23 protein-coding genes are annotated in these 26,873 nt (G+C 46.2%); 3 read left to right on the forward strand and 20 right to left on the reverse strand.

Features of this window, described 5'->3' with window-relative positions; translation table 11 throughout:
• Window positions 1-274 precede the first annotated feature (274 nt).
• The 9 genes from rarD to GC102_RS15655 all read right to left on the reverse strand — a co-directional run bounded on the left by rarD (window position 275) and on the right by GC102_RS15655 (window position 9,471).
• Window positions 275-1,156: an EamA family transporter RarD gene (gene rarD, locus GC102_RS15615; RefSeq protein ID WP_171690373.1), complete on the reverse strand. Its 882-nt coding sequence runs from the start codon at window positions 1,154-1,156 to the stop codon at window positions 275-277.
• A 351-nt stretch (window positions 1,157-1,507) separates the two neighbouring features.
• Window positions 1,508-2,593 (reverse strand): nitric oxide synthase oxygenase, encoded by a 1,086-nt coding sequence (locus GC102_RS15620; protein ID WP_171690422.1) that lies wholly within the window; start codon window positions 2,591-2,593, stop codon window positions 1,508-1,510.
• 72 nt (window positions 2,594-2,665) lie between these two features.
• A complete protein-coding gene (locus tag GC102_RS15625; RefSeq protein ID WP_171690374.1) occupies window positions 2,666-2,998 on the reverse strand; it encodes a hypothetical protein in 333 nt (110 codons plus the stop codon).
• 25 nt (window positions 2,999-3,023) lie between these two features.
• Window positions 3,024-3,722 (reverse strand): pirin family protein, encoded by a 699-nt coding sequence (locus tag GC102_RS15630; RefSeq protein ID WP_171690375.1) that lies wholly within the window; start codon window positions 3,720-3,722, stop codon window positions 3,024-3,026.
• A gap of 137 nt (window positions 3,723-3,859) precedes the next feature.
• On the reverse strand, window positions 3,860-4,822 hold the full coding sequence (locus GC102_RS15635; RefSeq protein WP_171690376.1) for a glycoside hydrolase family 43 protein: 963 nt from the start codon (window positions 4,820-4,822) through the stop codon (window positions 3,860-3,862).
• Between the two features lie 2 nt (window positions 4,823-4,824).
• Complete coding sequence (locus GC102_RS15640; protein ID WP_171690377.1) at window positions 4,825-6,285, reverse strand: arabinan endo-1,5-alpha-L-arabinosidase; 1,461 nt, start codon at window positions 6,283-6,285, stop codon at window positions 4,825-4,827.
• 14 nt (window positions 6,286-6,299) lie between these two features.
• Window positions 6,300-7,142, reverse strand: coding sequence for a carbohydrate ABC transporter permease (locus GC102_RS15645; RefSeq protein ID WP_376769376.1), 843 nt, complete (start codon window positions 7,140-7,142; stop codon window positions 6,300-6,302).
• Window positions 7,143-7,148: 6 nt separating this feature from the next.
• Window positions 7,149-8,033, reverse strand: coding sequence for a carbohydrate ABC transporter permease (locus tag GC102_RS15650; RefSeq protein ID WP_171690379.1), 885 nt, complete (start codon window positions 8,031-8,033; stop codon window positions 7,149-7,151).
• Between the two features lie 94 nt (window positions 8,034-8,127).
• Window positions 8,128-9,471: an ABC transporter substrate-binding protein gene (locus GC102_RS15655; RefSeq protein WP_171690380.1), complete on the reverse strand. Its 1,344-nt coding sequence runs from the start codon at window positions 9,469-9,471 to the stop codon at window positions 8,128-8,130.
• Between the two features lie 398 nt (window positions 9,472-9,869).
• On the opposite strand from GC102_RS15655, the gene GC102_RS15660 reads away from it, so the two are divergent.
• Together GC102_RS15660 and GC102_RS15665 are read left to right on the forward strand one after the other, a co-directional pair.
• The gene (locus GC102_RS15660; protein WP_171690381.1) at window positions 9,870-10,940 is read left to right on the forward strand and encodes a GntR family transcriptional regulator; all 1,071 of its coding nucleotides are present in this window, start codon (window positions 9,870-9,872) and stop codon (window positions 10,938-10,940) included.
• A 192-nt stretch (window positions 10,941-11,132) separates the two neighbouring features.
• Window positions 11,133-11,798 (forward strand): DUF559 domain-containing protein, encoded by a 666-nt coding sequence (locus tag GC102_RS15665; protein ID WP_171690382.1) that lies wholly within the window; start codon window positions 11,133-11,135, stop codon window positions 11,796-11,798.
• A 371-nt stretch (window positions 11,799-12,169) separates the two neighbouring features.
• On the opposite strand, the gene GC102_RS40870 is transcribed toward GC102_RS15665, so the two are convergent.
• The 10 genes from GC102_RS40870 to GC102_RS15710 all read right to left on the reverse strand — a co-directional run bounded on the left by GC102_RS40870 (window position 12,170) and on the right by GC102_RS15710 (window position 20,594).
• The gene (locus tag GC102_RS40870; protein WP_446686377.1) at window positions 12,170-12,355 is read right to left on the reverse strand and encodes a hypothetical protein; all 186 of its coding nucleotides are present in this window, start codon (window positions 12,353-12,355) and stop codon (window positions 12,170-12,172) included.
• On the reverse strand, window positions 12,334-14,181 hold the full coding sequence (gene abc-f, locus GC102_RS15670; protein ID WP_446686378.1) for a ribosomal protection-like ABC-F family protein: 1,848 nt from the start codon (window positions 14,179-14,181) through the stop codon (window positions 12,334-12,336). The genes GC102_RS40870 and abc-f overlap by 22 nt, the downstream gene beginning before the upstream one ends.
• A gap of 107 nt (window positions 14,182-14,288) precedes the next feature.
• The gene (locus GC102_RS15675) at window positions 14,289-14,432 is read right to left on the reverse strand and encodes a hypothetical protein (protein WP_171640423.1); all 144 of its coding nucleotides are present in this window, start codon (window positions 14,430-14,432) and stop codon (window positions 14,289-14,291) included.
• Between the two features lie 147 nt (window positions 14,433-14,579).
• The gene (locus tag GC102_RS15680; protein ID WP_171690383.1) at window positions 14,580-15,482 is read right to left on the reverse strand and encodes a response regulator; all 903 of its coding nucleotides are present in this window, start codon (window positions 15,480-15,482) and stop codon (window positions 14,580-14,582) included.
• 5 nt (window positions 15,483-15,487) lie between these two features.
• Window positions 15,488-16,798: a sensor histidine kinase gene (locus GC102_RS15685; RefSeq protein ID WP_246320939.1), complete on the reverse strand. Its 1,311-nt coding sequence runs from the start codon at window positions 16,796-16,798 to the stop codon at window positions 15,488-15,490.
• Complete coding sequence (locus GC102_RS15690) at window positions 16,783-17,544, reverse strand: TSUP family transporter (RefSeq protein WP_171640427.1); 762 nt, start codon at window positions 17,542-17,544, stop codon at window positions 16,783-16,785. The genes GC102_RS15685 and GC102_RS15690 overlap by 16 nt, the downstream gene beginning before the upstream one ends.
• Window positions 17,545-17,579: 35 nt before the next feature.
• The gene (locus GC102_RS15695) at window positions 17,580-18,230 is read right to left on the reverse strand and encodes an amino acid ABC transporter permease (protein ID WP_171690384.1); all 651 of its coding nucleotides are present in this window, start codon (window positions 18,228-18,230) and stop codon (window positions 17,580-17,582) included.
• A gap of 20 nt (window positions 18,231-18,250) precedes the next feature.
• Window positions 18,251-18,904: an amino acid ABC transporter permease gene (locus GC102_RS15700; protein WP_057304141.1), complete on the reverse strand. Its 654-nt coding sequence runs from the start codon at window positions 18,902-18,904 to the stop codon at window positions 18,251-18,253.
• Between the two features lie 69 nt (window positions 18,905-18,973).
• On the reverse strand, window positions 18,974-19,846 hold the full coding sequence (locus GC102_RS15705; protein ID WP_376769375.1) for a glutamate ABC transporter substrate-binding protein: 873 nt from the start codon (window positions 19,844-19,846) through the stop codon (window positions 18,974-18,976).
• 19 nt (window positions 19,847-19,865) lie between these two features.
• Window positions 19,866-20,594 carry an amino acid ABC transporter ATP-binding protein gene (locus GC102_RS15710; RefSeq protein WP_171690385.1) on the reverse strand — a complete coding sequence of 243 codons (729 nt, stop codon included), beginning with the start codon at window positions 20,592-20,594 and terminating at the stop codon, window positions 19,866-19,868.
• 231 nt (window positions 20,595-20,825) lie between these two features.
• Here GC102_RS15710 and GC102_RS15715 point away from each other — a divergent pair, with 231 nt between their 5' ends.
• Window positions 20,826-22,202: an extracellular solute-binding protein gene (locus tag GC102_RS15715; protein WP_171690386.1), complete on the forward strand. Its 1,377-nt coding sequence runs from the start codon at window positions 20,826-20,828 to the stop codon at window positions 22,200-22,202.
• Between the two features lie 263 nt (window positions 22,203-22,465).
• Here the strand turns inward: GC102_RS15715 and GC102_RS15720 are convergent, their stop codons facing one another.
• Window positions 22,466-26,788 (reverse strand): Ig-like domain-containing protein, encoded by a 4,323-nt coding sequence (locus tag GC102_RS15720; protein ID WP_171690387.1) that lies wholly within the window; start codon window positions 26,786-26,788, stop codon window positions 22,466-22,468.
• Window positions 26,789-26,873 lie beyond the last annotated feature (85 nt).

The raw sequence follows: 26,873 nt of genomic DNA on the forward strand, positions 1-26,873 counted from the left end.
TTCTTCAGCTTTCTCACTCATTACCTCAAGTTAAAACAAAGGGGCTGTCTCAAAAGTAGATAAATCTACTTGCGGACAGCCCCTTTGAGCCTACTGACCTTCTGGGACATTCGAATCGGCATTCAGAACGAAATTCATACTTCCATTGGATTTTTCCAATGGAATCGACTTTCAGGCTTCTGCGAAATACATATAGTGGGATTTCATTTTTCCGAATATGACTTTTGAGGCAGCCCCTTTTCTATATCTCCTAAAACGATCCACGTTTGAAAGCTTACTTCGCTACAGAAGTCCTCGCCACTCGCATCGACGCGAGTGCATAAACGATCAGCGCCGTCCAAATCAAGGAGAAACTGACGAGAAGCACGGGAGAGAATTTCTCTTTAAATAAGAATACACTTAACAGCAGCGTAATAGAAGGACCTATATACTGAATGAATCCCAGCATAGAAAGAGGCAGCCGAGCAGCCGCTTTTGCGAACCATAGTAGAGGCAAAGCGGTTGCTACACCAGACAATAATAGCATCGCTAAAGAGATAGGCGGTAACGTCCATGCAGAATCATGATGCGAGAAGTGTAAGTAGGCAATATACGCGACTGCTATGGGAAAGACAATGACGGTTTCCCCTGCCAAACCAATTGAAGCATCGTAGGAAACTCTCTTTTTCACAAGACTATAAAGACCGAAGGAAAATGCTAGCGAGAGAGAAACCCACGGGAATCTGCCATAATCGATAGTTGCCAGCAAAACGCCGGCACCCGCCAAAGCAACGGCTACCCACTGGCTGCGGCTTGGTTTTTCACGCAAAAACATGACCGCCAGCATGATATTAATTAGTGGAGTAATATAATACCCCAGACTCGTCTCGATGACATGGCCGTTATTGACGGCCCAAATGAATATCAGCCAATTGGAGCTGATCAAAATGCTGCAGGCTCCGATCTGGAGCAGCATTTTCCCGTTCGTAACCATCTTACGAAACTCAGTCCATCTACTTTTCCCTATCAGTAAGAGAATGGCCATGAATACAAATGACCAGATGACACGGTGAGACAATATTTCACCCGCAAGCAGAGAGTCAAAAGACCTCCAATAAACAGGCAGCAAGCCCCATGCGGTATAGGCAAGAATGGCGTACCAAAGCCCTTTTTTCATAGTAAAATCCTCTTTTCAATTCTAGTAACACAATTCTACGAATTCTAGTAATTTGTCCGTTGGTTAATTTTCAAATGAGATAAACCTCTATCGAGGTCTTTCGAAGATGAGCGACCGCGCTTAGAGGAAGGTTTATTCGCCAATAAGAATTTCGTTCTCCGATTACGTCGGAAACTTTAAATTCTTATGTGGTAACAAATCCCCGATTTCCGGGGATCCGACTACACTCTTTATGATGCTTTCCTTTAACGGAGACGATCAGCGTCTATGACATAGCGAAATCCGTCTTCTAAATCTTGCTGGATTTTCTCTAACGCCATGTGGGCGGTTCTCCCTTTTAAATGCGACTACTCAGCCCTCATGCCTATAAAAAAAGTTAGGCAGCTTCACTTCATTTGAATAATGCTGATGAAAAACATGCGTTGTTGCCGGAGATAGCGGCGGGATCAGCCACGACCAATCACCCGTGACATCACGACCGACCTTCTCCTCTTTCTCTTCAAAACTTCTAAATTGCTTCGCCGCCGTATGATGATCTACAATAGCTACTCCCTGCTGTTGAAATGAATGCAGCACAGCCACATTTAACTCAATAAGGGCTCTATCTTTCCAAAGAGAGGCATCACGCCGTGTATCCAGACCCATGAGAGACGCTACACGCGGCAGCATGTCATATCTCGTTTGATCCGCAAAGTTTCGCGCCCCGATTTCAGTGCCCATGTACCAACCATTGAATGGCGCAGCAGGGTAATGAATCCCTCCTATTTCAAGGTACATATTCGACACGATCGGTACGGCATACCATTTGAGATGCAGATCATCGAATGCCGCTATTTCCGGATGTGTAATATCTACTTCCAGGACGAGCTCGGCAGGAATCTCAAACAGCTTAGGTTTCCGATCTCCGATTTGAACAACAAGCGGCAGCACGTCATAAGGCGTTCCGGCCCCCTGCCATCCAAGCGATTGACATAACGCAGTTATTTGAATAGAAGCTGGGTCACCGAGAATCCCCTTGTCAGTTTCATAGCCCGCGTAACGGATTAGTTGGTCATTATGAATAAAGGCTCTCTGAGCCGAAACGTTCTTAGATGGGAAAATCGTAATCACTGGACGGATTTTGCCACCATTAGTTGCTGTTTCTATATGACGAAATAGGGCCTCAGCCATCTGATCTTCTGTTTCTATATGACGAGCATCGTGTACCGTCAGTGATTCCCAGAACAGTCGCCCGATACAGCGGTTGCTGTTGCGCCATGCCATTTTGGCCCCATGCTCAAGCTCTTGACGTGTATGTTCGTAGTAACCTTTATACCTAACAGCTTCGGTAATTTCAGCAAGACGGTTCTTAATTTCGCCCGAGCTATGGTCTAGTTCACCATAACATTCCTGGATAAAAGGAATAGCTTTCTCTAGTAATTGATCCTGCACTTTCATAGATGTTGCTCCAATCCGATAAAGGGGAGCCCCGCAAGTTTTTGACACCTGCACAGCTCTCCTTATGTTGAGTTACAATTGCGCACTAAACTGATCAGGAATGTAGACGATTTGAGACTTTGCTACTATGGTTAACTCGCCTTTTTCCTCGGAATAGTGAACGGAATCATCTCCTACATAAAACCATAGTTTCTTTGTTGGCTCATTCTCAAACTCCTGAAATAGGAACACGTTGAGTTCCTCTTTCCATTTCAAAAGCTCAGCGATATCTTCCTTCTTCTCTATCTGCACGGTAAAAATCCATTGGTCTCCAACCTGCTCCCACGTGTAGGGGATCGGATGTTTACCTGTATCTACGAACGCTCGACCGCCCACTGCATGTTTAATCAAAAACACTTCCTTCATCCGCATAGCCCTCCTTCATCATCCGTTATGGCAGATCGATTAGCATGAAATGTGTATTTTCTATCGCACGAATAGCAACCGTCTGTTCAGCTTCCATACGAGCGCTATCTTTCGTTTCCAATACAGCTTCATTCGCTGATAACTTCCCACTAATGATCATAAGGAAGACGCGGCGATTATCCGCCTGACGGAACACAAGCTCTTTGCCCGCTTCCAGCTTGCTGAGGTAAATGCTCATATCCTGGTGTATCTTGGCTGCATGCTCGCCCCCCTCGGGCGTAACTACCGGCAGCAGCGTGTTTATCATGGCTTCAGGCTCATAGGTAACATTCTCAAAGGACGGCTCCAAGCCCCGCTTAGAAGGCATGAACCAAAGCTGAAATAGACTCATCGGTTCCGTATCCGACGCATTGTACTCGGCATGGATAACGCCGCTTCCAGCCGACATCCGCTGAACGCCATTGACGCCTGTTACCGCAACATGCCCCAAACTATCTTCGTGTTTAATGGCTCCGCTGAGAACGATGCTGACAATCTCCATGTCGCTGTGGGGATGTGGACCGAAGCCCCGACCGGCAGCAATATCATCGTCATTACAAACACGCATAACCCCGAAACCTACATTATCCTCATCAAAATAATCGCCGAACGAGAAATTCTTATGGCTCTTAAGCCAGCCCAGATCGGTTGTATTACGCGTATGCGCAGGGAAAACTTGAATCACAGCAATCGCCTCCTTTTTCAATACGTATAGCTTATCATATATGGACTACCGACTTCCATGTCGGAACGGTGGCGGAAAGATCTCCCAAACACAAAAAACCTCTACTCTCACTATCATGAGGTAGAGGGTATACTGGTCTAATCACCTAATACGGAGCCAACAAAATCCGGTGTGCCATCCGCGTGCCACTTCAGTAAACGCACAAATGTGTGGCGATTCGGATCGTAGAGCGGGTCGCCTACAATTTCTTTATAATTTCTCGCGTGGAAAACGAAGATATCCTGTATGCCATCCTCCGATACAGTGAAACTATTGTGTCCGGGTCCAAAAAGTCGGATGCTTTCATCGGTGGTCAGAACGGGCGATGTGGATTTCGTCCATGATTGTGGATCAAGCAGATCGGCGTCTTCTGAAGCCGTCAGCAGACCCATGCAATAATTAAAGTCTGTTGCGCTTGCGGAGAAGCTGATGAAGATGCGTCCGTTCCGCTTCAACACCGCGGCGCCTTCATTGACCTTAAAGCCGATGATTTCCCAATCATACTCCGGCGTCGTTATCATGACCTGCTTGCCGCGAAGCGTCCACGGGCTGCTCATTTCGGAAATGTATAGATTGGAATTTCCTGGTATGTTTAAATCTTTTTGAGCCCAGACGAGATATCGCTGGCCTCGATGCTCGAAGGAAGTTGCATCCAGTGCAAAGCTCTCCCACTCGGTGCGCAGCTGCCCCTTCTCTTCCCACTCCCCTTCAAGAGGATTGGCCGAACTATTTTCCAACACAAACATCCGATGATCGAAAAGGCCTTCATTCGTCTCTGTCGTTCTAGCCGCAGCAAAATAGATATACCACTTGCCTGCAACGAAATGCAGCTCCGGTGCCCAAATATTGGCGCTTAGCGGGCCTTCGGCATACTTGCGCCATGCTACGACAGGCTGCGCCTCGTTCAAACCGGCAATCGTAGCGGAACGCCGTAGTTCAATGCGATCGTATTCCGGAACCGATGCGGTAAAGTAATAATATCCATCCGTATGTTTATAGATCCATGGATCAGCACGCTGCTCCAAAAGTGGTTTGATATAGCTGGTTTCTAAGTTCTCCATCGTTATTCTCCTTTGATGCTATCTGTGTATTTGCCCCATATGTTAATACCATTCTCGTTCATCCCTGTAAACACAAACGTAGGCTTGTCATTCTCCCAATCCCAGGCAGGCGAGACAAGTACCTTCTCTGTCGTCGGGGTGCCCTCATTTGTATCCAAAGCCGTCCATTGCAGCGTTAACTCATTCGGTTCTTGAAATGTCCACTTGCCCGTACCATGTGCCGATTCGATCTTTCCGTTTGGCTGCAGGGTAATAGGCTCAGATCGTTCTGTACCCGTCCATGCCATCGGAATCGGCAATCGATCCCAATGCCCTGCAAGCAGCTTCGGAGATAGAGGCTGTGTTTTCTCTCCCGCATATCGTTCAGGCGAAGCAACCGGCCATCCGTCACGTGTCCAGAAAAGCTCACGAATATGGAGGTAAGACCAATTCTTATCTTTTTCTCCACGGGCATGGTGTAAGAGAAATGTGCGATCACCGTCCTTCAGAACCGAGTTATGGCCCGGCGCGATCCAGCCTTCTTTCCCACTAAACGAGTAGCTAGCAATAAGTTTATTTCCTACATTCGTCTGCGGCGAAAACCCCGTATCCGAAAGCTGATGCCCATTGAAATCCTCATAAGGCCCCGTAATCGAGGAAGATCTGCCAACCCTCACACTATAATCGGAAGATAAAGAATCATAGGATACGAATAAGTAGTACTTTTTCTGATCCGGTTGATAGATGATATACGGCGCCTCGACGGCACCTGCAACTGTTCGACTGTCTCTGCGGGCAAGCAGCGTAGGCTGCTCCCCTTGCTTCACTTTACCGGTGTGTTCATCAAGTCTTACGAGATAAATACCGCCAAAAAAGGAGCCGTACGAAAGCCATGGTTTGCCTTCGCTATCAAACACCGGATTAGGATCAATCGCGTTCGCTTCATCTCCCTTGGCCGTCTTCACGACGGCGCCTTGATCCGTCCATGGACCGGTAATTGAATTGGAGGTTGCAAGACCAATCATGGACTGATTGCTTCCGAATGTAGATGCTGCATAGTACAAATAGTAGGTATCTCCCAACTTGAAGACGTCAGGTGCCCATAGATTCGTTGCCCGTGTCCACGATACGGCTTCCTTCGGTATACCATCCAGCGCATAGCCTACCCAATCCCATGTGATCAAATCTTTTGACCGTCTCACCATAATCCCCGGCCGAAGCGGATCCCTATTGGCGCCAACTTTTATATCTGTCGAAAAGACATAATACGTATCCCCATCTTTATAAATGGAGGGATCGTGCGTATTCATCGTATGCCAGTTTAATTCCGTATTCGTGCTTCCGGTGTCATACATCGGGTACTGAACAGGTCTCTCCGGAAACTCAACAGGGGCTGAACGTGAACCCCCGAATTGGAGAAAAGAACCCCCTACAGCCACTGCTGCAAGCGCGAAACCGAGCGAAAGCAGCAGCCTTTTTTTCATCCGCGTGACCGCCATTAACCTTTCACACCGCCAACCGTAAGACCCGACACAAAGAATCGTTGGAAGAAGATGAAGACGATCAGGATAGGCACAATCGCAAGCACCGAACCGGCAATGAGAATATCGTAGTTATTGCCATAAGGCGTTACAAGACTGGATAAACCAATCGGCAGGGTCAGTTTATTCCCAGTTTTGAGTACAATAAGCGGCCAAACAAAGCTGTTCCAGCTCGCAAGGGCCTGCAATATCGCCATCGCCCCGAAAGCCGGAGCCATCAATGGCATCATGATTTTGAAAAAGATACCATACTCCGAACAGCCGTCAATTCTCCCTGCATCAAGGAAATCCTTGGGCAGCCCGGCAGCATATTGCCGGAAGAAGAAGATCGGCAGCGGTGCGACGACAAAAGGTAATATGACACCACTGTAAGTATCGATCAAGTGAAAGGCAATCATTTGTTTATAAAGTGGCAGCATAATAATTTCGACAGGTACCATCATGACCAAGAGGACCAAGAGGAAAATAAGGTTTCTTCCTCTAAATCGGTACATCGCGAGCCCATAACCCACCATCGAAGATAGAAGCAGACAACAAGCCGTATAAACAATGGAGATAAGGACGCTGTTCTTATACCAGATCAGATACTTCTTCGCAGATGCAGAGAATAAGAAGGCATAGTTATGAAAGGACAATAACTCCGGCTGCAGCTTCACATTGAGCCCGTAGCGCAGCATCTCCTTGGAAGGCTTAAACGAAGCCAACGTGAGACTGTAGAACGGGAATAGCGCCAATGCAGCAAGTACCACAAACAGGAAGAGCAGTAAGGAGGTTTGAAGGAACTTATGTCGTTGTATCAGCATGTCCTAATCCTCCTTTCTGAACAAACCGAAGAATTTCAATTGAATGACATTTAAGATCATGGTTATACCTAGCAATGTGATCCCAATTGCAGATCCGAAGCCCAAATTATTACGCTCGATGCCTTCCCGATAAAGTAGACCGATCATCGTCAGACCAATGTCATTCGGGGAACGATTACCGTTCCAGAGAATGAAGCTTTCCGTAAACATCGAATAACCGCCATAGATGGAAATCGTAATGACGTAGATCGCTACCGGCTTCAATAACGGCAGGGTAATTCGCCAGAATTGGTCCCATTTGTTAGCTCCGTCAATCTCTGCTGACTCATATAATTCATGCGGAATGCTCTGCAGCGCGGATAGGAAATAAATAATATTAACGCCGGTAAACCGCCAAGTCGCCAAAATAACCATCACGAGCATTCCCGTCGCGGAGTTGGCCAGCCAGTTAATCGTAGGCATGCCCAGCATATGACGGAAAGCATTCATCACCGAATCATCCAAGCTGCCAAAAACAAGCCGGAATATAGTTCCCGCCACAACAACCGAAGTGAGGGAGGGGACAAACAAAGCGGAACGGAAGAACGCACTCGCCTTGGTCAGCTTCGCATTTAGGAATACAGCAAGTACAAGCGGTAATGGAATAAGCACCAGCAGGGTCCAGAACGTATACCGACTGCTATTTTTCAACGCGGTGAAAAACGACTCGCTCCATAAATTCCGGTAATTCACTAACCCAATGAAATGGGTTTGGCCGGGCAGAACTTCTTGAAAGCTCATGACAATCGTGGTCATAACCGGATAAGCAAAGAAAATAAGGAACGATAACACAAATGGCAGAACAAAGACATAAGGAGCTACCCGGGAGGAATACAGAAATTTATTCATATCGTTAATCACCACTCCTCTCTAGAAGCGCTGCAAGCCTTGCCGAAGGGACGTCCCTAGGGCAAAGCCAGCAACGGAACGCGGGGCGTTCAATTTACTTAATATTTTTCACAGCATCGTCTAGAACTTGCTTCGGATCTTTCAAATCATTAAGCGCCTGGAAGATGGTTTTCGTCTTGATATAGTCAGAGACAGCCGGCGTCTTCTCTTTAATATTGGTAGGCGCGATTTCACTCTTCACAGAAATCAAAACATCCCACAGATTTTTGCCAAAATAAGCCGTGAATTTATTGTCCGCTTTCAGCGCCGGATCGTTCCAAACATCAGAGCGAATCGGGTCAAAGCCGAGTTGTGACCAAATCTGGATGTTGCCCTCTTTGGACAATTTCGCATAGGAAAGGAATTTCTTAGCTACATCTTGATTCTTCGATTGCTTCGTAATAACCGTACCCGTCCCCCCCATACCGGAAGAGCGCATCTCACCTTGTTTAAATACCGGCATCGGTTTAATGATGACTTTGCCTTTCAAATCAGGCATGTAGTCCGTAAAGCGACCCATGTACCACATCGGCATCCAGACGGAAGCTGCGCCGCCTTTATTCATGAAGCCGTAGTATTCTTCCGCATGGTGCAAGCCGCCCGGAGCCACCACGGCAACTTTCTCCTTCACAAGCTTCTGCAGGTAAGTCAATACATCTAGATTCGCTTGGTCGCCTATTGTCACGTTACCGTTTTTGTCTAGGAAGTCCGAACCGTGTTGTACAACTAGCGGCCAGAATGACCATTGGTCCGACGTTTCGACCGTCGTCATCGGCTTGCCGGTTTTCTCAAGAACTTGCTTACCCGCTTTTTCATAATCATCCCAAGTCTTAATATCGTCAGCGTTTACGCCTGCTTTATCGAGAATTTCCTTGTTGTAATAGATGACTTGTGCCCCAACGTGGTAATCGATCCCGTAAAATTTGCCGTCCTTCGCATAATTATCGAGTCGAGACATGACGAGGTTGGCCTTCTCCGGCTCAACAATATCATTCAGCGCGGTTAGCTGGACATCGCCTTTTAGGAAATTGCCGATTTTACTGATTTCAATGTCAGCCATGTCGGGAGCACCCGTTCCTGATTGCAGCGCCACTAACAGTTTATTGTGGTTATCGTCATACGGGAAAGTTGTTGCTTCCACTTGAATCGGCTGTTCAGGATGTGTTTTATTCCATGATTCAGCCATGCTTTCAAAAAATTTCTGATGCAGCTCATTGAACGTCCAGAAGCTCAGTTTAACAGGTGCACCTGATTTGGTTGCGCTATCACTTTTGGTTGTAGCTGCTGGATTCGCAGTTGCAGTTCCCTCATTACTCGTGCCCGAGTTTGATGTACAAGCTGACAATAAAAGCATGGATGCCAAGATAGCAGCAGAAGAAACTTGAAGCTTTCTCTTCATACGATTAATCCCCCTAAATAGAAATTTTGATTGTCATATAAACTATCATGCAAATGGTCGATTAACGTGTAAGCGCTTTACAAATCGAATTATAGTACATAAAAACCTATAATTATATAATCAATTGAGTATAAAATTATGTTTATTATATTTAATAACATAAATTCCACGGCTAAAAGTTTGTTTAGAATCCATATTAAATTTTTCGTTTTATGAAATATAACTGGTACCTGTTGAATCGGATTTCATTGGTAGGTATTCCCAATTTTATATATACAATTGGTTATAAAATTTAATTAAAACATTATAAATATACTTTTTAGACTTTTATGTATTCCCTTTTACACATTTACTGAGTACAATAAACCTAAGACTATGAAGAATCAGGTGATGCACGAGTGAATAAAATTCCTCTCTATAAACAAATCTACCAATCCATTAAAGATAAGATTATATCCGGAGAGCTTCGTCCCAAAGATCGCGTGCCTTCGGAGCAAGAATTTATGGATGAATTTATGGTTAGTAAAATAACCGTGAAGAATGCGCTAGCCGTATTGGTTGACGAGGGACTAGTCACTCGTATTCAAGGTAAGGGGACATTCGTGGCAATCAATCCCAACTCGAACACAGTGGATCCTAAGCGTCGTTCTTCAGCGCCTTCTTCCCAAAATTACATTGGTCTGATTATCCCTACCATGAAAACCAAAGTCATTCAGAGACTTGTCGACTATATCGAATATTACGTCAAGGAAGCCGGGTATCAGCTTGTCCTGCATATCACACGTGAATCTTCCATCGAAGAATCCCGTTCGGTCCAGGAATTGACCAACATCCCAGGCGTCCGCGGCATCATTGTTTTCCCTACGGAGGATGAGCGTTATAATGAATCCTTGCTCCGTTTATCCTTAGACAAGTATCCATTTGTGTTTATTGATCGGTATTTACGAAATATCGAAACCTACCGGATTACATCCGATAATTGGGGCGGCGCTTATGAGACGGTTACCAACCTGTTAAACAAAGGCCATCAGCAAATCGCGCTCATCTCTCCCGATAATACGAATACAACTGTTGAAGACCGGACTCACGGCTTTGAGAAGGCTTATATTGATGGCAACATTTTGATTGATAAAAGCTTATGGTGTCATGTCCCCATCGACATCCTCAGAAATGGCGATACTTCAGCTTATATTGTTAAATTCCTGCATCAGCATCCTAACATTACAGCTGTTTTTGCTTTAACTGCTGAGATGGCAAGGCTCACGCATCATGCTCTGCATCAGGAAGAAGGCTTGAACCCGAAAATCGAGTTGGTTTCCTTCGATGATCCTGAGATTCCGGGAATCTCGCACATTTTACAAGATGAAGAGCAAATTGCCTTATCCGCTGTTAAATTGCTGCTTGAGCAGTTCAACGGGCATTATGTTCCGCAACGCATCGAGGTCCCTGTGCAATGGATTCAGGTTTGAGTCCCTGCGCAGCGTGTGAAATGTCTGCGATTAGGTCCCTAAATCATTCCCCCCCCCACAATCTTGCCACTGAGTCATCTATTCGTGTAAAATAATCGTGATAGGATCACGGGTCGTGAAGCACACAGACCGCTCTCTCCAATAGGAGATAGCGGTCTTTTTTAGGTGTTATAATCAATAGGGGGTATTGATATGCTATTCGACGCATGCTATGAGAAATTTATGCAATTGCAGTTACAGACGAGGTCAGGCGAATCTCAAAGGCGTCTTCAGGATGGCCACGGTCATGCTGAGAAGTTGTTCCTCGAGCAGGTCTGGTGGCCAGCGGTCGGTCGATTTGATTTTCTTCCTGCCGAATATCCGATTTCGGACTTTAAGGATGGTGATCGCTATTTGGACTTCGCTTATATTCGCGGGACTCATTTGGTTTGTATAGAAATTGATGGCTACAAAGCGCACCATAAGGATATAAACCGTTGGCAGTTTGCAGACCAGTTAACTCGTCAAAACCATCTCATTCTGGATGGGTGGAAGGTACTCCGTTTCGCCTATGATGAAATGAATGAAAAGCCACGTCGATGTCAGCAATTGATCCTCCAAATGATGGGCAGCTGGTTTGGTGAGGAACAAGCTGATCCAGCGTTATCATTGGAAGAAAAAGAAATTCTGAGAATCGCCGGACAAACGGGTGAACCCCTCCTGCCAAAAACCATCTCCCAGCGGCTGCATATTAGCAGAAACCATGCCGGTAAACTCCTGCGCAAGCTTGTTCAGATGGAGCTATTACAACCTGCTTCCGGTACTACACGTATTCGCTCTTATAAGCTGTCTGGCAAACATCGCTCCTACTACGGGTAGCTATTTATCTGGGAATGAATAAGCAAGCTTATCTCCCTTAACTATTCTAATATCGGGGCTTCTCGTGAGATAAGACTACCGCAGATGCTTATTATCTGCAAAACGTTACATTCTGTGTACATTAGCCAACAATAAGCAAGCTTTGCGTGCCTATGCAAGCATAACAGGCGATATTAAGACAAATAAGCAATTTCAATTGCCTAACTCACTTAATGAACCACGTAAAAAGGCCCATAGAGGATTTCGCATGCATACATCCCATTTGCCAATGTCCCTCAAAAACATTTGATTCAAGAATCTTTGTGCCCGTATCTATACTTCATACAAATTCTCATACCTCATAAAAAAAAGGGGGCCTCAGCCCCCTTTTTCTATTCCTGCTCCTCTATCTGCATCCACTGCTCATAGAGCCTATCCAACAACTCCTGCGCCGCTTCTCTTTCCGCCCACAGTTGGCTAAGTTCATCTGCCGCCAGATTCTCTAGCCGCTGGTCCAGATTGTTCAACTGCGCTTCGCCATCCGCAATCTGCTTCTCTAGCCTCTCTCGTGTGAACACGACCGAGCTTCTAGACTTCCCTCGTGGCGCAGCATCGGCATTATTTCTTGCCATCGCACTCCCCGATTCTCTTGGCGCAGACCCGGCCTTAGATTTGGCCCCAGCCGCCGAAGCTTCATCCGAAGCTCGCCTCGAAACATCATTAGCACCTTGTGGCTTTCGTGTCCCAATGCCCATGTTTCCACTTTCCCACACAATTGAGCACTCTTCTCTTTATAGTCATCAAAATTGCCCAAATAAACGGTAATTCGCCCTTGATCCAGCTCCCATATTTTCCGAGACAGCCGATTCATAAAATAACGATCATGCGTCACAGCCAGCACGGTTCCCGGAAACTCCTCAAGCGCCTCTTCCAACGCTTCCCTTGAAGCTATATCCATATGATTCGTGGGCTCATCGAGAATGAGTAAATTAGGCTTACGCAGCACAAGCAGTGCTAGCCGCAATCTAGTCCACTCACCACCGGAGAGAGAACTAACCGACTTGAATACATCTGCTCCATAAAATAAATATGCAGCAAGCCGGCCCCTAGCCTCTCCTTCTTCCAGCTTCGCTTCCTCACAGAAGTAAGTCAGTACCGATTTCTTATGGTCCTCGGGATACTCTTGTTGAGCCAGATAACCAATATCGACCCGCGCTCCTAGCTCGAGCTCCCCTTGGTCAGGCTGCTCTTCACCCAGAATCATTCTCAGCAGAGTTGTTTTGCCCGAACCATTAGACCCGACGAGCATTACTTTCTCGCCATACTCCAGCAAGCCGCTTGCCCGCCTCAGCAGCACTTTATCCCCATACTGCTTATTCACATCATCGAAGCGAATCACTCTCCGACCGGAGCGGTCATCCAGCTTCAACCCGAATTCCGCTGCCTTCGGATCAAGAACAGGCCGTTTGAGCTTTTCCATCCGGTCTAGTGCTTTCTGCATAGAAGCTGCCCGACGGCAAAACTTCTCATTCCCACCTATTCGGCCCCACTCCGTCAGCTGTTTAATCGCTTCCTTCATCTTTTTGATGACCTTCTGCTGTTCTTGATAGTCAGCAAACTGCTGAAGCAGTCGGACTTCCTTCTCCTTCACATATCCCGAATATGAAGTCAAATAGGTCGTAGACTCGCCATCTTCCAGTTCAACGATCTTCGTAACTACTCGATCCAGAAAGTAGCGGTCATGAGAAACAATGAAACACGCACCATCATAATGGGTGAGATATTCCTCCAACCATTCCACGCCGAACAAATCCAGATGATTCGTCGGCTCATCCAGCAGCAGCAAGTCTGGTTTGCCGATCAGCTGGGATGCGAGCGCAATCTTCGTCTTTTCCCCTCCGGACAGCGAGGCAAAACTCCGCTCGTAAAACTCCCGTGCAATGCGTAGTCCGTTCGCTACCTGGTCGATTCTTGCATCCAGCTCGTATCCGCCTTCCCGTTCAAAACGTTCTTGCAGCTGAGCGTACCGCTTAAGCAGCTGATCTAGCTGCTTCTCATCGTTCATGACGTCGGGGCTCGACATTCGCTGCTCCAGCTCCGTCATGTTGGCGCGGCATTCAAGTAGCTCTTGAAAACTCGCTGCCAGCACATCATACGCCGTACCGCTCTCCCACTCCGTTGGGATTTGTGCTAAATAGCCGATCCGCGTATCTTTTCGTACCGTTAATTGCCCTTCATCGGGCTTCTCCATCTTGGATATAAGGCGCAGCAGAGTCGATTTACCGCTGCCATTGCGTCCCACAAGTCCTATTCGTTCTCCCTGATGAATTTCAAAAGTAACATCCTCGAGAACCAGCTGCGCACCATGGTATTTCTTTATATTTTGACCGTTAACTATTAACATAATGAAGGATCCTCCTAGTTTGTGAAAGACCCTATCCATCGCAACCAAAGAACAAAAAAAGGCCGCAGGAAAATTCCTACGACCTTTCGGATTTATCCGTTTGAGGGTTAAGGTAGGTGTCTTTTCGTGAGTTGTAATTCCGTATGAGCATAAATGGACAGACTTCTCGCGTCTTTGACTGCTGCATGAACGATGCCAGCCATCGCAATGGGTAACTGGCTCACACGGTTGTTCACGAACTCTCGATTCATCCTACCTTCACCTCCTTCTTCTTCATTATTTCAAAATAATACCATAACCACCGGTCAATTCGCAACCAGAAACTGCCCTAAACTTTGTTCTTATCTACCCTATTTTTGTTCTTATCTACGCTAATTTTGATCTTATCTGCGCTACCCCTAATTTTCACCGCGCATCTTATCCGTAACTTCAAGATAGAGAACTTGGAGAAATTTCTTAATATTGACCTTGCCCTTCTCCGGCTTCGAGTTCTCATCGATTTCTTTCATCTTCATACGCACATCCTGGAATTCAAAATAAAGAGGCGCATAATGCTCAAATTTCGGATTGCTGTAATCCGTCAAGCCGATACTGGCGATATGGGTTAATGCAGCCATGACGGTACGGCGAATCCGCTGTTCGACGGCTTTACCTTCTTTTTCAACATCCGCTTCCTTTACCTTGTGGCATCTGGACACAGTTTCATAAAGCTCCTTGAGCGGCGGAATTCCTTCCGCTTTATGATGACGTGCGAGATGTTCCATTATGTCCATCAAGTCGCGACTGCCGGTGTCCCCCACGATCCCCATATCCATGAGAATGGGCTGCATAATTTCGCGAACCGTGCGTTTTTTACGAGTACTCTCAGGACCTGTATGCAGTAAACTTAGCTTGGTTAAAGATTCTTTAATCTCCTGCAAGGAGCGGCTAATATTCCACTGCTCATTAACCTTGGACAGTACCGCTTCCACTTCAATTTTATTAATTGGCTTTTGAATATAGAATTCGACACCAGCTTGATACGCCTTGCCAATCATTTCTTTATTTTCAATTTGCGATATCATCACATATTTCCCTTGATAACCTTGCTCCTTCAATCGAATAATGGTCTCAATTCCATCTTGATCCGGCATTAATAAATCAATGACCACGACATCCGGTGTGGTTTCCAGAAGGACCTTCTCCCCTTCGCTCCCGCTGCCAGCCGTACCAACGACTTCGCCTAAACCGCCTTTTTCAATGATCTTTTGCAGCATCCGTCTACTTACCGCATCATCGTCAACAATTCCGAATGACAGCATGATCTCTACGCTCCTTTTTTCAACGTATCGGTCAATATAGTTATCACAAAAGTGGTCTGAAAACCCGGCTCGTCAGAGCGTAAATGAATGTCTCCACCTAAAGAATGAACAATATCTCGAACATGAGAAAGTCCAATTCCGGTCGCGGCAAAGCCCTCCAGGTTGAATTTGGTCGTAAAACCAGGTGCAAAAATCATATCTCTATCCTGCTCAGAAATGCCAACACCGTTGTCAGCTACGATTATGACGGTCTCGGCACCTTGCTCATAAGCACTCACGAGTATCGATCCTTGATCTTCAATCGCTTCTACGGCATTAGACACGAGATTATTGATGACAGTTAAAAGGGGGAGGAATTGATCCGAACAATAGTCCGTTTGAATGTCGCTTTTGAATTGAATCTTTTTGCCAAGCATCGCACTATAACCCAAGTTGGATTTAATAGCGAACTCCACGACTTCGCCCAGCCTCATATCGGAAGCGAAATCACGATCGAACAACTTCAACAACCCGGCTAGGATGCGTTGCGAATCTTTTTTGACCTCATGGATTTGCTGGGTAATTTCCAAAATGGTACGAGAGTAGCTTTTTAGCCCCGCGCCATTGATTTTTTCATATAAATTGTGGCTCTTGGCTGTTATTTGCTCAATCGTATCCATCGACTTCCGCAAGTAAAATACTTCGCCATATAAACCGCTATTCGTATTTAACATCTGCTCCATACGCTTCTGCTGCTCATTATGCAGAACTCGCATCTGATTAATGGTCACACTGTTGTAGATACCAACGACGAAGTAGCTCCGCACGACAGCGGTAACTGTGATATACACTAATTGCTCTGAAAACATATTCGTTGAATGGAAAATCAAGCTGCGCGCCAACAATTCAATCTCATTGGACATAAGATCAATAACCGATAAGAACAACCCCAGAACAAAAGGGTGGAATTGGTCCCAATTCCGTTTAATGAAGCTCATGGCAATCGCAAAGGTCATATAATAAAAGGCGGCTGATAAATGCGTTTGCGCGCTCGCACTGAAAGACATGGCTCCTTGTAATAGGATACCGTCCTCCAAAGTCCGAAATAGCAGGACTGTGATTCCGGTAATGATACCTGTATAGACATAAGGCAGATGCTTCATCAAAAGCAAACTGAGTAGAAAAGCACTGCTGCCAAGTCCAATCCGAAACATTTCGCCACTGAAAGGTGTGATCTTAAACTCTCCGGCTATGGCCGTCACAATAGCAACGAGAATCATTTGCAGCCCTTCGTTCTTTAAGCGTCCCAGCCTTTCACCCCCTACAAGATATCCCATATCTGTTTACCAATAAGGATTATACAAACGGTAAGAAATAGCGGTCGAACGTACGCTGAGCCTTTGCGGATCGCCATGCGTGAGCCCAGCAAAGATCCACAAACCATGGCTATTCCCATCGGGATGCCAATCCCATAATTAATGGATCCTAGAACCATGAAAGTAGCCAAGCTAGCCACGTTGCTCCCGAAATTTAGTACCTTAGAATTACCAGCTGCTTTGACGAAATCGAATCCTAACATCAGAAATACGAAAATAAGAAAGGAACCGGTCCCCGGCCCGAAGAAACCATCATAAAAACCTAAACCAAATGCTGCGAACCCCATTAACATCGCTGTTTTCGTTGAGAATTGGCGGAAGGTAGAAAGATCCCCCCAATTTTTGCGAAAAATGGTATAGATGGTGATCAATATAAGCATAACAACAACCAACGGCTTTAAGAAATCAGATGGAATTTGCCGCAGCACCATCGTTCCGCATACAGCTCCTAAGAGGGACAAAAAGAACAAACCGCGTACGGCTTTCAGATCGACATTCCCGGACCGCATGAAAGAAATTGTGCTCGTCAGAGAAGACATGGTGCCCGCCAATTTGTTCGTTCCTAGTGCGATAGCCGGGGGTAACCCCGTTGCCAGCAGAACCGGAAGAGCGATCAGCCCCCCTCCACCAACGACAGAATCTACATAAGCCGCTACAAAACCACCGATGATGATGAATATCATCATTTCCCAACTTACATGTAACATGATGCCAAGACTCCTTCTGGATGTTATATTCCTCTTTATACCAATCTTGATTCCATCCTGCGGGCTGCTAATGATAGCGCATAATTCACAGCGAAATACAGAATAGCCACTAAAAATAGAATAGGAATGGTATAACTGTAGTTTTGTCCAATTACTATTTTCGCATGGTGCATCAGTTCAGGCAAGGAAATAACAATCGCCAGAGACGTATCTTTTAACAGGGATATAAATTGACTCACGAGTGGCGGCATCATTCGGCGCAGCCCCTGAGGTAAAACAATATGCCAAAGTGTTTGCACATAGCCTAGTCCTGAAGATCTAGCGGCTTCAATCTGCCCTTTATCGATGGAATTCAGGCCGCTTCGCACAATCTCCGCAATCATCGCGCCTTCAAATAACGTCAATGCCAAGATCGTTGCATTCATGGGTCCGAGTTTAATTCCGATATCCGGTAAGGCAAACCTTGCGAAAAATATGATTAACAACAGCGGTAAATTGCGAATGAGCTCGACTGCTATGGCCAGAATCGGTGAAACAACCGGCAGCTTCGTATACCGAATTGTACCGATAACACACCCCACGATAAAGCTCAATACAATTGAGATCGCAGCGACTTTAAGCGTCATATAGAAGCCCTCAAATACAAACCTTACGTTATCAGCTGAGAAAGCATGCATGATATCCATTCGTTCACCTCCCCCTAAAGTCAGTCCGTACGAGCTAATTTACGTTCTAGGCGTAAGGCCATGTAACTTAGCGGCAGCGTGAGTATTAAATAAAGCACAGCAACGAAGATATAGGTATCGAACGTAGCATAGGTCTCACTTGCGACCTGATCCCCGAAATACATGAGGTCAAAACCAGCGAATACGCCAAGTACGGACGAGTTCTTAACGAGGTTAATAAATTGGTTGCTAAGCGGCGGTATGACAATTTTGATCGCTTGCGGAAGGACGATATGCCACATCGTTTGGAAATAGGTCAGTCCCGAGGATTGTGCTGCCTCAGATTGACCTTTGGGCACCGACATAATACCGGCACGGATCGCTTCTGCGATAAAAGATGCGGTGTACACCGTAAGGCCTAAGGTCCCGCATACGAATCCGCTAAGGGTAATACCCATGGACGGCAGCCCATAGAAGAACACGAATACAACAAGCAAGAGCGGTATGTTTCGAATGAACTCTACGTAGGCAGTCCCTATCCATTGCAGCGGTTTCACCGATCCGATACGAAAAATAGCAATGACCGTACCCAGCACAAAGCTGCCAATTAACGCAATAACGCTGGCAATGATCGTGTTGAAGAAGCCCTTCATGTAGATATCAAAATAATCGGTAAAAATCGAGAAATCCGGCATGCGCTCCCCCCTCATAGACAGAAGATGGGCAGCAGCTGCCACCCATCTCTTCTTTTATTCTTGTTACTCTTATTTGGTTGGCGCTTTGCCAATCCATTTCTCGTAGATTTTCGCGTATTCACCGCTGGACTCCAACTTCTTCAGTCCATCATTCACAGCAGTTGTAAGAGCAGTCTCGCCTTTCTTTATTGCGATACCATAAGGCTCATCCGTGAACGGTTCACCAACTACTTCGAAATTCTTATCCTGTACCATCATGCCATAGAGGATGGCATTATCTGTGGTCAACGTATCCCCTTGACCCGCTTTCAGGGCACTGAAAGCATCTTGGTAATTATCAAACTCAAGTATGGTGGCATCTGGGGATTTCGCTTTAATATTCGCAACGGAAGTAGCGCCTTTCACAGCCAATACTTTCGTTCCTTTTTTAACATCCGCTACACTCTTAATAGGGCTGCCTTTCTTAACGAGCAAAGACTGTCCTGCTTTAAAATAAACATTAGAAAACTCAACTTGCTTCTTCCGCTCTTCGGTAATCGTCATCGTCGCAACAATCATATCAATCTCTTTGTTGTCGAGCATTGGAATGCGCGTCTTGGACGTTACTTCTTTTAACTCAATTTTCTTCTCATCGCCGAGAATTTCTTTCGCTAATGCTTTCGCAATGTCGATGTCGAAGCCTTCAACTTCGCCGCCAGTTGGGTTTTTCAAACCGAATAGCTTGGTATCAAACTTCACACCAACGACAACTTTGCCTCTGCTTTTGATCTCATCCAGGACGGACGCTCCACCTGCTGGCTTCGCAGTGCTCGGGGCGCTGCTTGCTGCCGTAGAGCTAGCCGGAGTGCTTGATGCGCCTCCTTTTGTGCCGTTAGAGGCACAACCCGCCAATGCGAATATCGTAATTAACATAAACATGAAATTCCACTTTTTTGACATCATGGTTTTGTTCATCTCCTTATTAATGGTTAAGTACTCGATTCAGAAATAATTTCGCTCTTTCTTCACGCGGGTTGACGAAGAATTCCTCGGGAGGTGACTCTTCTACAATCTGACCTTTGTCCATAAAAACAACGCGATTGGCTACTTCACGGGCAAAGCCCATCTCGTGTGTAACCACAACCATCGTCATTCCTTCGTTTGCAAGCGCCTTCATTACATCAAGCACCTCTCCGACCATTTCTGGATCCAAGGCTGATGTGGGCTCATCAAATAACATAATTTTCGGCTTCATCGCCAGTCCCCTCGCAATAGCCACACGCTGCTGCTGTCCCCCGGATAACTGGGAAGGAAAACTGTGCGCCTTATCCTGAATCCCAACCTTATCCAGAAAATACATTGCGATCTCTTCGGCTTCTTTCTTAGCCATACCATGCACCTTCATCGGAGCAAGCGTAATGTTATCGATCACTTTCTTATGCGGGTATAGATTGAAATGTTGGAATACCATGCCGATATCTCGGCGCAGCTTGTTCATATCCATCTTCTTATCGCTGACCTTGTACTCATTCACGATTAGCTCACCGCTTGTGATGGTTTCCAGCCGGTTGATACACCTTAGCAGCGTACTCTTGCCCGAACCTGACGGACCTACAACGACAACGACTTCACCCTGCTTGATCTGAAGATCAATTCCTTTGAGCACATGAAAATCGCCGTAATGCTTCTCTACTTGACGAAATGAGATCAATGGAACCCCCCCTTCGAAGAATCATTATTGATGTAAACTATTTGTTATGTAAATTAACATTGATGTATTTTAAATGATAAGGAAAAAACTATGGAATCTTATGCAATCCGACATTTAGTTTTAAAAAAACTATGACAGCATGATTATGAACCTTGTGTCGGATCAGCTTGGCATACTATAATATAACCCAGATAGATACCAACATTGAATGGCCCGGAGGTTCTTAAATAAATGGCGGGTAAACCCAAACGATCAACCTTCCGAACCCGACTGGAAGATATGGTCACGACATTACGCAATGACATCGTAGCCGGAAAACTTCAGCCCGGTGACTTTTTACCTTCCGAATTAACTCTTGCTGAACAGTTTCAGCTTAGTAAAAACTCGGTTCGCAAAGGACTGGAAGCACTACTCGATCAGGAAATGATCGAAAAAGCGCCGCGAATCGGGACGCGCGTTGTTGGGACGGGTCGGAACGAAAAGCTTACCCTGAAATTCGGTTATTATCCTACTCTCGCCCTTGAAGCTAATTTATTGGAACTGGTCGAAAAGTTTCAACAGCAGCATTCGCATATTGCCGTCCAAATGATTCCTCTTTCGAACTCGTACTTTTCTCAGAACGCGAAAGACGCCATGGAAAGAGATGCGCTTGACCTTATCACTTTAAATACGCAAAACTACGAAACGGTTACTCAAACTGGAGCAGTTTCGGATATCTTGGAGCCGCTTGAACGAAAGAATGGCACGTATACCTTTCTGTCGGGACCGTTCACCAAAGACAGTCATTTGTACGTGCAGCCGTTTATATTTTCACCGATCGTCTTGTGTTACAACCGAGATCATTTCAAGGAAGCAGCATGGCCTGAGCCGGATAGCAGTTGGCGTTGGAACGATGTACAGACAGCAGCGCTAGCCTTAACGCAAAAGCATGACCGCATCGGCATCTTGTTTCACCTGCAATCCATCAATCGGTGGCCGCTCTTTTTATTGCAAAACAAGGTCGTTTTTGAACGAGATCAACACGGTAAGTTGATTTTCAACAATGAAAATTTTCGAAAAGCCATGCAAACAAGCCTTGGGCTGTTTGAAGGAATGAACCCAGACACCGTCTATATGTCGGAGAATGACTCTGATGCCGAACGATTTTTCTTGCAGCAAAAGACGTCCATGATTGTGACCAGCTACTACAGCTTGAACCATTTGCGTAATGCTGAATTCGCCTATGACATCGCACCTCTTCCCTATTCGTTGGAAGCGAAGACGCAGCTCTTAATCATTGGTCTTGCAGTCATTAAGTCGAGCAAGCACAAGGAAGCAGCCCAAACCATGCTCGATTTTCTCGTTTCGAACGAAACACAGCTGCATATTCGCAAAACGACCCTTACCATTCCTAGCGTCAAAACGGCGGCTGAGTGGATCGGGGAAGAGACGTTGGCGCGGCCTTCCCGGTTCTTCATGTACCGGGACATCATCCCGACATTTAGTTTCTACACCGACATGAATGTTACTTTCCACGAACTGGAAACCATGCGTCACATTCTCAAGCTTTACTGGGCACGGCTCGATGACTTCGAGACGGTTTGTCGACAGTTGGAGAATAGCCTCTAGGATAGATTCACCAAAATAACGAATCAACGTTCAGCTAACATGAGGCGGGCGACTTTTGCATTGCAATCAACAGAAAATAAAAAATGAGATGGCAGGAATAACCTTGCCACCTCATTTTTTTGTTTTTTGTGCCCGTAAGTGAAGCTTGGGACAACCTCGTTCATTTCCTAAGATTGTTATTGCGATATCGGCAATTTGTAAAGCTTGGTTCCGCTGGTCCTGTAATAAAGCTCACAGTTATTGCCTAACACCATCAGTTGTAATCATTTAAGTTTGATATTGCCAGACCATTTCTGCCCCAATGATTGATAGAACGGCGCACCTTGAGCATTCAGACCCTGCCAAATTTGCAGTGAAACGACTTCCTGTTGTTTTCCTATCATAAGCCTTACCATATAGGATATTCCGTCATCGTCCATTGCCTGGCCCTGTATATAAACACTATTCGATGTTACAACCAACCATTGAGCCGTTTTCAATTCCAACTTTAATCCTTTTGGCTCTGCATGAATCTTCAATTTCCCTTTTGGAAGCTTTGCTTTTTCATCCATTTCCCATTCGGCTTCGATGTGTACTTTCTTAGCTTTGCTGCCAATCGCCGTATTACCCTCGGTAATGGCAAACCATCCCTCTGCTTCCACCTCTTCTTCGCTGGAGCCGTATACAGCAAGAGTCACGTTCGACTCCGCTTTCGCATACCTGCTATTCATCAACAACTCTGTCTTCACCTGATATAATCCTGCTGGAAGCTGCTGATTCATATAAACATTTCCTGTGACATCTGTCTGGTATACAACCTGTAGCGCAGGAGCGGAAAATGGCGCGAGTGATCCATCCGGATTCATTTGTGAAATCGTAAATTGGATTGGCAGCCCAGCTATAGACCCCAATTCTCCATCTTCCTGCTGAGACACATGAGCTGCTAGTTTCACCGTCTCAACCGAAGCAGATGTAGTGCCTGTATAAGCGACTGACGCCGTTTCACGCTTTACAGTTATGCTGCCTTTCCCTTCGCTCGTTCCAGTATGCGTGACGTCATCCCGCTCGAAGACAGCCCGCACTTCATAAACAGCCTCTTCCATATTTGTCGTCGCGCCTTGTGTAACTACATATGACAACACCGCAACGCCTTGCGCATTCGTCGAGGCACTGCCTATCGTTACCCCGTCCACGGAGAATTGTACGGAACGGTTAGCAAACGGCTGCCCTTGAAGATCTGTCAACGTCGCACTTAAAGTCGCCGTATCGCTGTAAGTGGCTTCTGTTACTGTATTCACAGTTAACGAAGTGCCTTGATAAACGGTAACTTCGATCGTGTTCGTTCTAATTGTCGATCCACCTAAAGTAATATCAGCATAAACGTTCGCCGTTCCCGCTTTGAGCGCTTTAACCTCTCCATAAACAACGGACAGAACAGTCGGATCGCTGCTTGTGAAGGAAGTGGTACCCCCTGCCAAGATGGCCGGCAGTCCGTTCTCCAGAACGCCGGAACTGATAATCGGCTCACTTTGCCCCTGATCCAGCGTAACCTTAGCCATTGATATAGAAGCTTGAGCCAAAGGAGCTTGTAGTTTAAACAGCGTCGGTCCCGAAGTATAGTAAATGCTTCCGTCGACTCCCAGGTCCAACAGATTCGATTGCGTTTCCGTAAGTTTACGGTATTTCAGAGTGACAAGATCGAATACGGTTACGTTGCGCGCTATGGTCGTATACAGCAAACCATCTTGCCCCCAGCGTAAATAAAAGCCTCTCCATTGACTGCCGCCTTTTGCCCCCGGGTAAACCAACTTGTTCTTAACAACCGCGTTGGTGTCGGGATTCAGCGCATAGACTGCGAATATGTCCACACCCTCAGTATCAATTCCCCATGCTCCGCCCCAAAGTAGTCCATCAGGTCCAAAAGACAGACCGCCGAGCAATTTGAACGATGAGATGCCCGGGATAGCGGGTACAAACTCATCCAACTTGGTGTTTGTTCCCGCGTTCCATTTGAACAGCTTGGCTGTTGCAGCCGTCCTGGTGGAACCGAGGCCTCCTTCTACCGACGTGCCTCCGTAAACAATGCCATTCTTATAAGCGAGAGCAATGATGCTTTGATTCTGCACAACATTTCGGGTTGAGCTCCATAATTTAGTTGTGTCATCGTAGGTCGTTAAGCTGCCCCCCAGTTCCCCGTAACCTGGTATCGTTCCAATAAAGAGCTTGTTATCACCGGAAGCGAACGCATAGGGTCGGTCTTGAAAATTCGGGATTGTATAAACGAGGCCGGGATTATGTGCAACCGTTTCCCCGTATTCATAGGGCAGACTTGCGTCGAAGCGGTTAATGCGCGCCCCGCCGTAATTGCCGAAATAGGTCTTGCCGTTCAAAAAGCCGATTTCCTCAATTTGGTGCGGAGAATACGGGTTAGACATTTGTCTCTCCAAGCTCTGCGTTGACTGATTGAATAAGGTCATTCCATCAATGAAACCGCCGAGATATAGCTTGCCGTCAGGCCCTGCCGCCAGACTTTGAACATCGACGCCATCCTTTACTATAGCTATTAAGGAGGTCTGCAAAGAATTATCTTGCGGGTTGTAAAGCGTATAGTATCCATTCTCATATAAAGTAGCCAACACTTTGTCGCCGCTATCCGGCAATGTAATCCAATTGATCGCTTTCGTCCCATATTCCAGCAGCTTCACCTGCGGCGTTACGGGCTGCACCGTATTCGTCGAGACATTATAAGTCCACAGATCTCTTGAATTTTTATTTCGATAATAGATCAGATCAGAATTATAAGGTGACGGAGGAGATAGGTAACCGTCAAACGCCTCTGGGGAGTTATTCGATATACGCAATTTCTCATCCAGTGTCTGTTCGTCCATGATGGAAAGCGAGGTTCCGTGTACAATATATACGAGTCCGTTGTAGGGCCATATGTTGTGCACGAAGTCGGTTTTCCCAGTAAATGAAAGCGTGATCTCTGTGCGTTCCCCGGTAATCCGGTCCATACGCATCAAATGCTTTAACGAACCTATTCCCGTATACAGGTATCGATCGGAAACCCCGACCCCCCGGGCATATTGCTCGGTTGCATGCATTCTGCCAAGATCAACAAACTCATTCGTTCTAGTTTTGTAGCTAAATACTTTGGCATTCGGAGATGTGCCGCCATATATGAGGCCATCGGAGCTCGCATCCAGATCCCACACAAAGTTGTCGGAAGGATTTCCGTTACCCACCGAAGTAATCACTTTTTGGATCGGATCGTACTTCCAGAAACCACGATTTTGCGAAGCGGCAAAATAGACGTTCTTATCCGATCCGACCGTAACTGCCCAAGTTTGTGTTGTGCCGGGGACAGCCTGGGAGAAGTTGATTTTCCCTGTAGCGGCATCGACGGCATAAAAAGTCCCTGGATTGCCGTTAGCTACAAAATAAACCTCATTGTTGCCTATCGTTCCCCCCTGAGTCAACGCCGTGATCGTCGGTTTACCCAAGTCGACAGGATTGCCATACTTAAATGGTAATTTAAGTGCGTCACCTTTATAAGTAAATGAAACATCGTCAAAATAGGCTTTACTGAGAGTCGCTACGCCGGAATACAATAGAACCTGCGCTGTGGCCGCGTTATCCGGAGCTATGCCCTCTATTTTGATTTGCTTCCATGTATTGAGCGGTGAACCATGTGAAACGGAGGATGTTCCAATTTCTTTGCCTGATGCATTATAAAATTTGATATAAATGCTTACGCCTCCTCCGGATACTAAGTAAACGCTGGCTTTCGCTTCATATATGCCGTCTTCTTTCACACTGATCGCTTGGGTGCCCAGCCCAACAGCTTTGTCCGTATAAGTGTCATCAATCAGCAGACTAGACAACCCACTGTTCTGCACCGCCTTACTTATCGACACTGAGCTTGCGGGCGTACCTGAGAACAACCCCCAACCAGGAATAGTTGCTCCGGAAGTAGGATCTTCAAATCCGGGATTGATCACGGCAATTGTATCGGCCACGCGGTAAAACTGGGCCTCGTCTACGTAGGCCGTCATGGTCGTACCCGATGACGCATACACGAAGACCGTTGCAAAGGCAGCATCCGCCGGAGCAATACCTTGGGCTCGAATGTCCAGCCATTTGTTTAACGGAGGCGCGGAGATGTTATAAGTCGCCTGTTTGTTCAAAGGTTTTCCCGCTGCGTCATGCCAGCGAATCCAAAGAGCAGGCGTTCCTGTAAAGTTTTCGATATACAACTTGACTGCTGCCTCATAAGATTTTCCGGGCGTTACGGCCAACTTTACGCTTTCCGCTCCAAGTGCTCCTGCTACTGCTCCAGTTCTCTCCATCTTCAAGCTTCTATTGCCAGCGATTTTAGTCGTTTCTGACAATGAGAGCCCTGAAGGTATACCGGCAGAAAAATAACCCCAACTCGGAATCTTCCCTGATACCAAATCTTGCTCGAATCCGGAGTTGGGCACCGGAATGATCTCCGCCGCCTCAGCGGCTTGTACGTTGGAGGGCAAGTAAAAAGCTAAGCATAGCAAAGCTAACAATCCCAACAACCATTTGGAAAACGTACTTCTACCAACCATGGATATAGCCATTTTCATCATCCTTCTTCAAAATTCTACCTGATTCGGTAGTGGGTGTGGTGATAAGCGAGATTGATGTTTTGTGAAATCGCTTACA

It is taken from the genome of Paenibacillus germinis (assembly GCF_013141785.1).
Taxonomy (GTDB): Bacteria; Bacillota; Bacilli; order Paenibacillales; family NBRC-103111; genus Paenibacillus_E; species Paenibacillus_E phytorum.

Excerpts from the sequence above, each read along its gene's own strand:
- rarD (WP_171690373.1), bottom strand. The coding sequence starts at position 1,156 with ATGAAAAAAGGGCTTTGGTACGCCATTCTTGCCTATACCGCATGGGGC.
- GC102_RS15620 (WP_171690422.1), bottom strand. The coding sequence starts at position 2,593 with ATGAAAGTGCAGGATCAATTACTAGAGAAAGCTATTCCTTTTATCCAG.
- GC102_RS15625 (WP_171690374.1), bottom strand. The coding sequence starts at position 2,998 with ATGAAGGAAGTGTTTTTGATTAAACATGCAGTGGGCGGTCGAGCGTTC.
- GC102_RS15635 (WP_171690376.1), bottom strand. The coding sequence starts at position 4,822 with ATGGAGAACTTAGAAACCAGCTATATCAAACCACTTTTGGAGCAGCGT.
- GC102_RS15640 (WP_171690377.1), bottom strand. The coding sequence starts at position 6,285 with ATGAAAAAAAGGCTGCTGCTTTCGCTCGGTTTCGCGCTTGCAGCAGTG.
- GC102_RS15650 (WP_171690379.1), bottom strand. The coding sequence starts at position 8,033 with ATGAATAAATTTCTGTATTCCTCCCGGGTAGCTCCTTATGTCTTTGTT.
- GC102_RS15655 (WP_171690380.1), bottom strand. The coding sequence starts at position 9,471 with ATGAAGAGAAAGCTTCAAGTTTCTTCTGCTGCTATCTTGGCATCCATG.
- GC102_RS15665 (WP_171690382.1), top strand. The coding sequence starts at position 11,133 with ATGCTATTCGACGCATGCTATGAGAAATTTATGCAATTGCAGTTACAG.
- abc-f (WP_446686378.1), bottom strand. The coding sequence starts at position 14,181 with ATGTTAATAGTTAACGGTCAAAATATAAAGAAATACCATGGTGCGCAG.
- GC102_RS15675 (WP_171640423.1), bottom strand. The coding sequence starts at position 14,432 with ATGAATCGAGAGTTCGTGAACAACCGTGTGAGCCAGTTACCCATTGCG.
- GC102_RS15680 (WP_171690383.1), bottom strand. The coding sequence starts at position 15,482 with ATGCTGTCATTCGGAATTGTTGACGATGATGCGGTAAGTAGACGGATG.
- GC102_RS15685 (WP_246320939.1), bottom strand. The coding sequence starts at position 16,798 with ATGGGATATCTTGTAGGGGGTGAAAGGCTGGGACGCTTAAAGAACGAA.
- GC102_RS15690 (WP_171640427.1), bottom strand. The coding sequence starts at position 17,544 with ATGTTACATGTAAGTTGGGAAATGATGATATTCATCATCATCGGTGGT.
- GC102_RS15695 (WP_171690384.1), bottom strand. The coding sequence starts at position 18,230 with ATGGATATCATGCATGCTTTCTCAGCTGATAACGTAAGGTTTGTATTT.
- GC102_RS15700 (WP_057304141.1), bottom strand. The coding sequence starts at position 18,904 with ATGCCGGATTTCTCGATTTTTACCGATTATTTTGATATCTACATGAAG.
- GC102_RS15705 (WP_376769375.1), bottom strand. The coding sequence starts at position 19,846 with ATGATGTCAAAAAAGTGGAATTTCATGTTTATGTTAATTACGATATTC.
- GC102_RS15715 (WP_171690386.1), top strand. The coding sequence starts at position 20,826 with ATGGCGGGTAAACCCAAACGATCAACCTTCCGAACCCGACTGGAAGAT.
- GC102_RS15720 (WP_171690387.1), bottom strand. The coding sequence starts at position 26,788 with ATGGCTATATCCATGGTTGGTAGAAGTACGTTTTCCAAATGGTTGTTG.